Genomic DNA, 7,569 nt, shown 5'->3' on the forward strand with positions numbered 1-7,569 from the left:
TGAGGTATCGAAGCCCCGCTCCGACTACACCACCTCCAGCACCGTCGCGATTCCCTGCCCGCCCCCGATGCACTGCGTGGCGATGGCATACCGCCCACCCGTGCGCTGGAGCAGCGCCGCCGCCTTGCCGGTGATGCGCGCCCCCGTCGCCCCCAGCGGGTGGCCGATCGACAAACCGCCGCCATCGAGGTTCACCTTGGCCAGCGGAATCTTCAGCTCGCGCAGGCAAGCCACCGCCTGGCTGCCGAAGGCCTCGTTGATCTCGACCACGTCGAGGTCATCCACCGTGAGCCCGGCCCGGGCCAGCGCCTTGCGCACCGCGGGCACCGGCCCCATGCCCATCTCGTCGGGCGCGCAGCCGACCACCGCGGTCGAGCGGATGCGGGCCAGCACCGGCAAGCCGTGGCGCTTCGCATAGTCCTCGGAACACACCAGCACCGCCGCAGCGCCGTCGGTCAGCGGTGACGAGGTGCCGGCCGTCACGCTGCCGTCCGCACGGAAGGCAAGCTTGAGCCCCGCGAGCCCGGCCATCGAGGTGGTCGGGCGGATGCACCCATCGGCATCGACCACGCCCTCGGCGGTGCTCACCGGCACGATCTCGTCGCGCAGCAGCCCCAGCTCCTGCGCCCGCGCCGCCTTGCGGTGCGACTCGACCGCCAGCTCCTCCTGCGCCACGCGCGAGATGCCGTAGCGCTGCGCCACGTTCTCCGCGGTCTCGCCCATGCTCATGTAGGCCTGGGCGAAGCTCTGCATCAGCTGTGGGTTGGGCGAGTGGTTGAAGCCGCCCTGCGGCACGCGCGTCATCGACTCCACGCCGGCGCAGACGAACACCTCACCCGCGCCGATGGCGATCTGCCCGGCGGCGATGTGCACCGAGGTCATCGACGAGCCGCAGAAGCGGTTCACCGTGGTGCCCGCCACCTCGATCGGCAGGCCGGCCAGGAACACCACCAGCCGCGCCATGTTGCTGCCCTGCTCGGCCTCGGGATACGAGCAGCCGAGGATCAGGTCTTCGATGTCCTTCGGGTTCACGCCGGTGCGCTCGACCAGCCCGCGCACCGCGGTGGCGGCCAGGTCGTCGGGCCGCACGCCGATCAGGCGGCCCTTCTTGGCGAAGTGGAACGGGGTGCGGGCGTACCCGGCAATCACGGCATTCGGCATGTGCGGCTCCTGGGGTTGGTGATTAGATGATGATGATCATATCAAGAGGCAGCCGAGCGTGCACAAGGGCCTTGCCGTCAGGGAATCAGAGCTGCACGCGCGCTTCGCCGAGGCCGTCGAACTGCACCACCACCAGCTCACCGGCATGCGCCTCCAGCGCGCCGCACCAGGTGCCGGTGCTCACCACGCTGCCGGCGGGCAGCACCTCGCCGTCGCGCGTGGCATGGCGCAGCCAGTCGGGCAGCACCCAGGCCGGATCGCCGCAGCTGTGGCTGCCGCGGTGCTCGCTCACGCGATCGCCGATCTGCACGCGGCAGCCTTGCGCCAGCCAGTCGCGCTGGGCGTACGGCTGCCACGCCCCGAGCACCAGCGCGCCGTGCGACTGCAGGTCGGCCAGGCGCAGCAGCTGCGGCGCAGCAAAGGCCTGCTGCCAGCGCGAGTCGACGATCTCGATGCTGACTGCCATCGCGTCGACCAGCGCACGGGCGCTGTCCATGTCGAGACCGGCCGCGCGGTCTGCATCGACATCGCGCCCCAGCCGCAACGCCACCTCGGCCTCGATGTAGCGCAGGCGGAACGGCCAGTCTCGTGCATCGGCGGGGCTGGCCCAGATGCCCGCGGGCGGCAGCGGTGCGTGCGTCATCACCGCGCTGCGCGAGGCGCCGCCGGACTTCCAGTGCCGCGCCGGCCCGTCATCGAACCAGCCCAGCTCGTTGGCCATGGCGGCCTGCACCAGGTAGGCGTCGTCGGCGGTGGGCACCGAGAGGGAGGTCGCGTCGCTGCCGCTGCGCGTGCGGCGTGCGGTCAGCAAGGCGTCGATCACGGCGTCGAGGGGGGCACTCATCGGGGTCTCCTAAGGTTGTATCGGTTTGAGGTCGGCATCGGCCATGCCGACCAGCAGGGCGCGGCCATCGGGTGCCACGCGGAACTCGCCGTACTTGGCCTTCGCCCAGCGCTCGCCCTCGCCTTCGCGGAAGAACCAGGCATCGGTCACCAGTGCCCAGCGGCCGTTCTTCGGCGCGAGCTGAATCAGCAACTCGTCGGGCAGCGGGGCCTGGCCCGGCGCAGCCACCTGCACCAGCGTGGCCACGCCGCGCGCATCGCGCCGCGCCAGCACGCGCGGGCGCCCGGCCAGCACGCCGGGGGGCGCGAGCTTCCACACGCCATCGGGCAGGCGGAAGTTGAGCGCCATGTAGTCGCCCTGCATCAGCGAGCGCGGGTCGACGGGTGCGAGCTCCACGAACACCGGCTGGCCGTGCGCGATGACATCCTGCTTCTGCCAGATCGCAAAGCTGGCCACCGCCAGCGTGGCCACCGTGCCGCCGGCCAGCCACCCGGCAGCGCGGCCTCGCGGCGGCGGCGCCGCCGAGGCGACATCGCCACGCACATCGCCACGCAACAACCACCACGCCAGCACGCCCAGCACCGCCCCCGCACCCGCCAGCAGTGCCGCCTTGCTCGCCAGCGGCCAGGCCAGCTGGTAGTAGAAGCTGCCGATCACCCAGGCCGCCGCCACGCCGGCCACCGCGGCCAGGCGCCAGCGCTGCGTGCTGGCGCTCAGCGCCAGGGCCAGCCCCACGCCGCCGAGCGTGGGCAGCAGCCAGGCCAGCGCAACCACCACCACCCCCACCAGCGCCCACACCGGCTGGCGCAGCAGCGGCCAGGCACGCGCCGCCAACAGCGCACCCGCCGCCGCGAACAGCGCACTGGCCATCGGCTGGACCCACCCGGCCCCACCCTCGCGCTGCCGCGCGCCGCCAAGCTCGCGCGCCACGTCGCCCAGCACGTTGCCACCGAGCGCGCCACCCACCAGAAAGCTCATGCCCGCGAGCCAGGCCAGGCCGAACAGCGTGACGAGCAGCCAACCCGCCGCCAGCGATTCGGTCAGCGCCGCCCCGTCGCGCAGGTGCCGCTGTAGCGCGAGCGCCAGCGCCCAGATCAGCAGCAGGCCGTGGCCCGCCAGCCAGGCGGCCATCAGCTCTTTCGCACCGCTGAAACCCAGGCGCGGCTCCAGCAGCGCAAAGCCCACCAGGCCGGCCATCAGCGCACCGAGCAGCACGCGCAGCCAGGCGCGGTCCACGGCCAAGGCGATGGCCAGCGCCACCGCCGCCAGCACCAGCGCGCCGCCGCGCGGCGGCAGGTCGCGCAGCACGCCGAAGGCCAGGCTGCCGCCACCCACCAGCAGGGCCGGCACGGCCAGCTGCTCGACGAAGAGCGGCAGCTCGCGCGAGCGCAGCACCACCAGGGCGGCGGCCAGCACCAGCAGGCCCACGATGTAGGGGCCGACGCTGCGCGTGACGAGGTCGCCCAGCAACATGCCCACCACGATCAGCAGCGGGATGGCCGCGAGCCAGGCCCCGAGCGCGGTGAGCAGCACCACCGGCCAGGGCCGTGCGTCCTGCGGCAGCGGCGCGGCCTCGGCCGGCAGCAGGCCGGTGGCGATGGCACGCGCGATCGTGTCCGGCAGCCGGTCAGCCATGTGCTGCTCCCTGCCGGCGGGCGAGCTTGAGGATGCCGCTCACCGACGCAGCCAGCAGACCCGCCGCCAGCAGGCCCAGCACCAGCAGGCGGCCGATCGGGTCCCTGCCGCCCGAATCGAACATGGCCCGCGCCACGCCGCAGACGATGAGCACGTTGAGCCCCAGCGCCACCGCGCTCAGCGCAAAGATGTCGAAGGCCGGCCGCCAGCACAACAGCCCGGCACCGACGGCCAGCACCAGCAAGCCCAGCCCGTAGTGCGGCGCGACCGGGCTGTCGAACAGGCCACCCAGCGCCGACAAGCTGAGTGCCGTCACCGCCAGCGTGACGGCGGTGCGAAAGGCCCACGGCCCGGCGCCGGTCCAGCGCTGCAGCGCGCGGCTCAGCACGGCGGCCAGCACCACCAGCATCCCCCAGGCCGCCGCATGCGTGCCCAGGTCTTCCGGTGCGACGCGCCAGCGGTGGCCCACCTGCGCATGCACCCACAGCGACACGGCCGTCGCCACCACCAGCGCCCAGGGGGCCCACAGCACGTCGCTGCGCGCGCCCAGGCACAGCGGCAGCGCGAGCACGGCCCACAGCGCGAACAGCTGCCAGGGGTCGGCCCCGGTCTGATAGGTCTGGCCGAAGTAGGCGAACAAGGCGCCGATGCCCAGCAGCGCCAGCAGGCCCAGCGGAGCGCGCGCAGCCGGCCGCCACGCCGCGCCCGCGCCCATCACGCCGACGAAGGCCATCAGCAGGCCGAAGCGGCCGAAGCGGCCCAGCGTTTCCCAGTTGGCGGCGATCCACAGGATCACGCCGAAGCCGAACAAGGCCGCGGCCAGCACCGCCAGGCCGCGCGGCAGCCAGCGCGCCAGCAGCGCCGGCTCGGCCTGCAGGCCGGCCAGATCGATGAGCTGCGCACGCGCGGCGGTGTCGAGCCGGTGGCGCTCGGCCACTTCCAGCAAGGCAAGGCGAAGGTTCATGCGGGGCCCTCCATGGCAAGCCTCATCTTCGCAGAGCCTGCTCTGTTCACCCCACACGCCTGTAAGACATGACAGATGCGGCTGTGCGGCCTTGCTGAGTTAATGAGCGCACACCCCGCAGGGAGCAGACACATGCGCGTACTCGTCATCGAAGACCTGCCGGTCAACATGCTGCTGGTCGTGGCCATCCTCGAACGCGCGGGGCACATCGCCATCCAGGCCGAGACCGCCACCCTCGGCATCACGCTCGCGCGCGAGACCCTGCCCGATGCCATCCTGATGGACATCCAGCTGCCCGACATGGACGGCCTCACCGCCACCCGCCTCATCAAGGCCGACCCGCTGCTGCAAAGCATCCCGGTGATCGCCGTCACCGCCTTCGCGATGAAGGGCGACGAGCAGGCCGTGCGCGAGGCCGGCTGCGACGGCTACGTGACCAAGCCCATCCGCTACCGCGAGTTCCTGGCCGAGCTGGAGAAGGTGGTCGACCGCCACCACATGCTGCGCGCCGAGCAGCGCCCCGATGACGGCACTGTCGGACAGCTCCCACAGCCGCCGTCGGCCCGCACCGACTGACCGCGCCACGGTGGCTCCCTATGCTGGCCTTCACCAGACAAGGAGCCCCGCATGAAGAAGATCGCCGAAGTCCTCACGCGCCACGTGGTCGTCGTGCGCCCCGAAGAAAGCCTGCAGCGAGCGGCCGAGCTGATGGGCAAGCTCAACGTCGGCGCGCTGCCGGTCTACGACGGCCTCGCGCTCGTGGGCATCGTCACCGACCGCGACATCACCGTGCGCGCCACCGCTTTCAACCTGCCGCCCGACAGCACCCGCGTCGGCGAGGTCATGACCCCGCAGACTCACTTCTGCCGCGTCGATGACGACGTCGACGACGTGCTCAAGCAAATGGGCGAGGCCCAGGTGCGCCGCCTGCCGGTGCTCGACCGCGACGGCGAGATCGTGGGCATCGTCACCCTGGGCGACCTGGCCACGCGCCAGGCGGCACAGCACACCGACGAGGCACTGCGCGAGATCTCGCAGCCGAGCGACGCCGAGGTGCATCTGGCTTGAAGGCGTTGCAGTGCGCTTCGCCACCCTCTGGCGCCTCGGGAAGGACGCCGCCGTGGCCTGGCGTGACGACTACGCCCCCAGCATGGGCGCCGCGCTGGCCTACTACACCACCTTCTCGGCAGCGCCGCTGCTGCTGATCGTCGTCTCGGTGGCCGGGCTCGCCTTCGGCGAGGAGGCGGCGCGCGGCGAGATCTTCAACCAGCTGCGCAGCCTCATCGGCGAGGAAGGCGCGCTCGCGCTGCAGGGCCTGCTGCAAAGCGTCAACAAGCCGGCCGAAGGAGCCTTGGCCACCGTCATCGGCGTGGGCGCCCTGCTGGTCGGCGCAACCACCGTGTTCGCCGAGCTGCAGGACGCGCTCGACCGCATCTGGCGCGCGCCGGTGCGCGACCGCAGCGGCGGCCTGTGGGCTCTGCTGCGCGCGCGTGTGCTCTCCTTCGGCATGATCCTCGGGATCGGCTTCCTGCTGATGGTGTCGCTGGTGGTGAGCGCGGCGCTGTCGGCCCTGGAGCGCTGGTGGGCGCCACTCTTCGGTGGCTGGGCGCTGCTGGCACAAGCTGCCAACCTGGTGCTCAGCTTCGGCCTCATCACGGTGATCTTTGCGCTGATCTACAAGATCATGCCGCGCGTGCACGTGGCCTGGCGCGACGTGTGGGTCGGCGCGGCGGCCACCGCGTTGCTGTTCAGCATTGGCAAGTCGCTGATCGGCCTGTACATAGGCCACAGCGGCATCACTTCGGGCTTCGGCGCGGCCGGCTCGCTGGCGGTGTTGCTGCTGTGGGTGTACTACTCGGCGCAGATCTTCCTGCTGGGCGCCGAGTTCACCTGGGTCTATGCGCACCGTCACGGTTCGCGCCAGGGCGAGGCCGCGCGCCGCCTCGCGCCCGATCAACCCACACGCAGCGAAGCTATGCGAACGCGCGCGCCTGCGCCAGTGCACCCAGGCGCGCGGTGATGGCGAAGAACTCGGCCACGGTTTCGTCGATGATCTGCTGCGCGCTCTTCACCGAATCGATCAGGCCGACCGTCTGGCCGGCGAGTGCCGGCGCGGCCTCCATGTCGCCGCCGAAGTACACGCCGAGGATGCCCTTGAGCGCATCCGGCCCCATCAGCCCTTCTTCGTAGATGGCCTGGGTGCGTTGCGACTTGAGCGCGCGGATGCAGGGCGTGGCCTTCTTGTTGAGCACCAGCGTGCCGGTCTCCTTGGCCTCGACGATGGCGTTCTTGTAGTTGGCGTGCACCGGGCTCTCGCTGCAGCTGACGAAGCGCGTGCCCATCTGGATGCCTTCGGCGCCGAGCGCGAAGGCCGCCGCCATGCCGCGCCCGTCGCAGATGCCGCCGGCGGCGATCAGCGGCACCTCGGTGCGCGCGCGGATGGCCTGCAGCAGCACCAGCGTCGACACCTCCTCGGGGTTCTTGAAGCCGCCGCCTTCGGCGCCTTCGACCACCAGGCCGTCGATGCCGGCGTCCACGCACTTCAGCGCCGCGTCCACCGTGGGCACCGCGTGGTAGACGGTGATGCCGGCGTCTTTCAGCGGCGCGATGAACTTGGCCGGGCTGCCGGCCGAGGTCGTCACGAACTTCACGCCCGAGCTGCAGACGAACTTCAGCATCGCGTCGTCTTTCAGGAAGCGGATCGGCAGGTTGACGCCGAAGGGCAGGCCGAGCGCGCTCATCTTGCGGATCTCGGCCTGGCAGTTCTCGGTCTCGCCCGACGAAGTCTCGATCACACCCAGCCCGCCGGCACGCGACACGGCCGAGGCGAGCTGCGTGCGCGCGATCCAGCCCATGGGGGCTTGCACGATGGGAACCCTGGCGCCGGTGTGGGCCAGAACGCGGTTGGCAGAACTCATGGGTGGCGCTCCGTGGCGGCCGGGGCGGGGCCCCGGATCGCCGCGGA

Annotated in this window: 8 protein-coding genes; 3 read left to right on the forward strand and 5 right to left on the reverse strand. The window is 71.6% G+C overall.

Annotated elements, in window-relative coordinates; translation table 11 throughout:
- Positions 1–24: 24 nt before the first annotated feature.
- From VFL64_RS09010 to VFL64_RS09025, 4 genes are all read right to left on the reverse strand, one after another.
- Complete coding sequence (locus VFL64_RS09010; protein ID WP_489540046.1) at positions 25–1,161, reverse strand: thiolase family protein; 1,137 nt, start codon at positions 1,159–1,161, stop codon at positions 25–27.
- A gap of 85 nt (positions 1,162–1,246) precedes the next feature.
- Positions 1,247–2,005 (reverse strand): fumarylacetoacetate hydrolase family protein, encoded by a 759-nt coding sequence (locus VFL64_RS09015; protein WP_489540047.1) that lies wholly within the window; start codon positions 2,003–2,005, stop codon positions 1,247–1,249.
- Between the two features lie 9 nt (positions 2,006–2,014).
- Entirely contained in the window at positions 2,015–3,640 is a 1,626-nt protein-coding gene (locus VFL64_RS09020) for a GDYXXLXY domain-containing protein (protein ID WP_489540048.1), read from the reverse strand.
- Positions 3,633–4,604 carry a DUF2157 domain-containing protein gene (locus VFL64_RS09025; RefSeq protein WP_489540049.1) on the reverse strand — a complete coding sequence of 324 codons (972 nt, stop codon included), beginning with the start codon at positions 4,602–4,604 and terminating at the stop codon, positions 3,633–3,635. Before VFL64_RS09025 ends, VFL64_RS09020 begins: the two co-directional genes overlap by 8 nt.
- Positions 4,605–4,736: 132 nt before the next feature.
- Between VFL64_RS09025 and VFL64_RS09030 the strand changes: the two genes are divergently transcribed.
- The 3 genes from VFL64_RS09030 to VFL64_RS09040 are packed head-to-tail and all read left to right on the forward strand — an operon-like array spanning position 4,737 to position 6,624.
- Positions 4,737–5,180, forward strand: a complete 444-nt coding sequence (locus tag VFL64_RS09030) for a response regulator (RefSeq protein WP_489540050.1) — start codon at positions 4,737–4,739, stop codon at positions 5,178–5,180.
- A gap of 51 nt (positions 5,181–5,231) precedes the next feature.
- A complete protein-coding gene (locus tag VFL64_RS09035; RefSeq protein ID WP_489540051.1) occupies positions 5,232–5,672 on the forward strand; it encodes a CBS domain-containing protein in 441 nt (146 codons plus the stop codon).
- A gap of 52 nt (positions 5,673–5,724) precedes the next feature.
- A complete protein-coding gene (locus VFL64_RS09040) occupies positions 5,725–6,624 on the forward strand; it encodes a YihY/virulence factor BrkB family protein (protein WP_489540052.1) in 900 nt (299 codons plus the stop codon).
- Here the strand turns inward: VFL64_RS09040 and VFL64_RS09045 are convergent.
- Positions 6,578–7,522 (reverse strand): NAD(P)H-dependent flavin oxidoreductase, encoded by a 945-nt coding sequence (locus VFL64_RS09045; protein ID WP_489540053.1) that lies wholly within the window; start codon positions 7,520–7,522, stop codon positions 6,578–6,580. The genes VFL64_RS09040 and VFL64_RS09045 overlap by 47 nt on opposite strands.
- Positions 7,523–7,569: the final 47 nt, after the last annotated feature.

The sequence above is a fragment of the Rhizobacter sp. genome, assembly GCF_035702065.1.
GTDB lineage: Bacteria > Pseudomonadota > Gammaproteobacteria > Burkholderiales > Burkholderiaceae_C > Rhizobacter.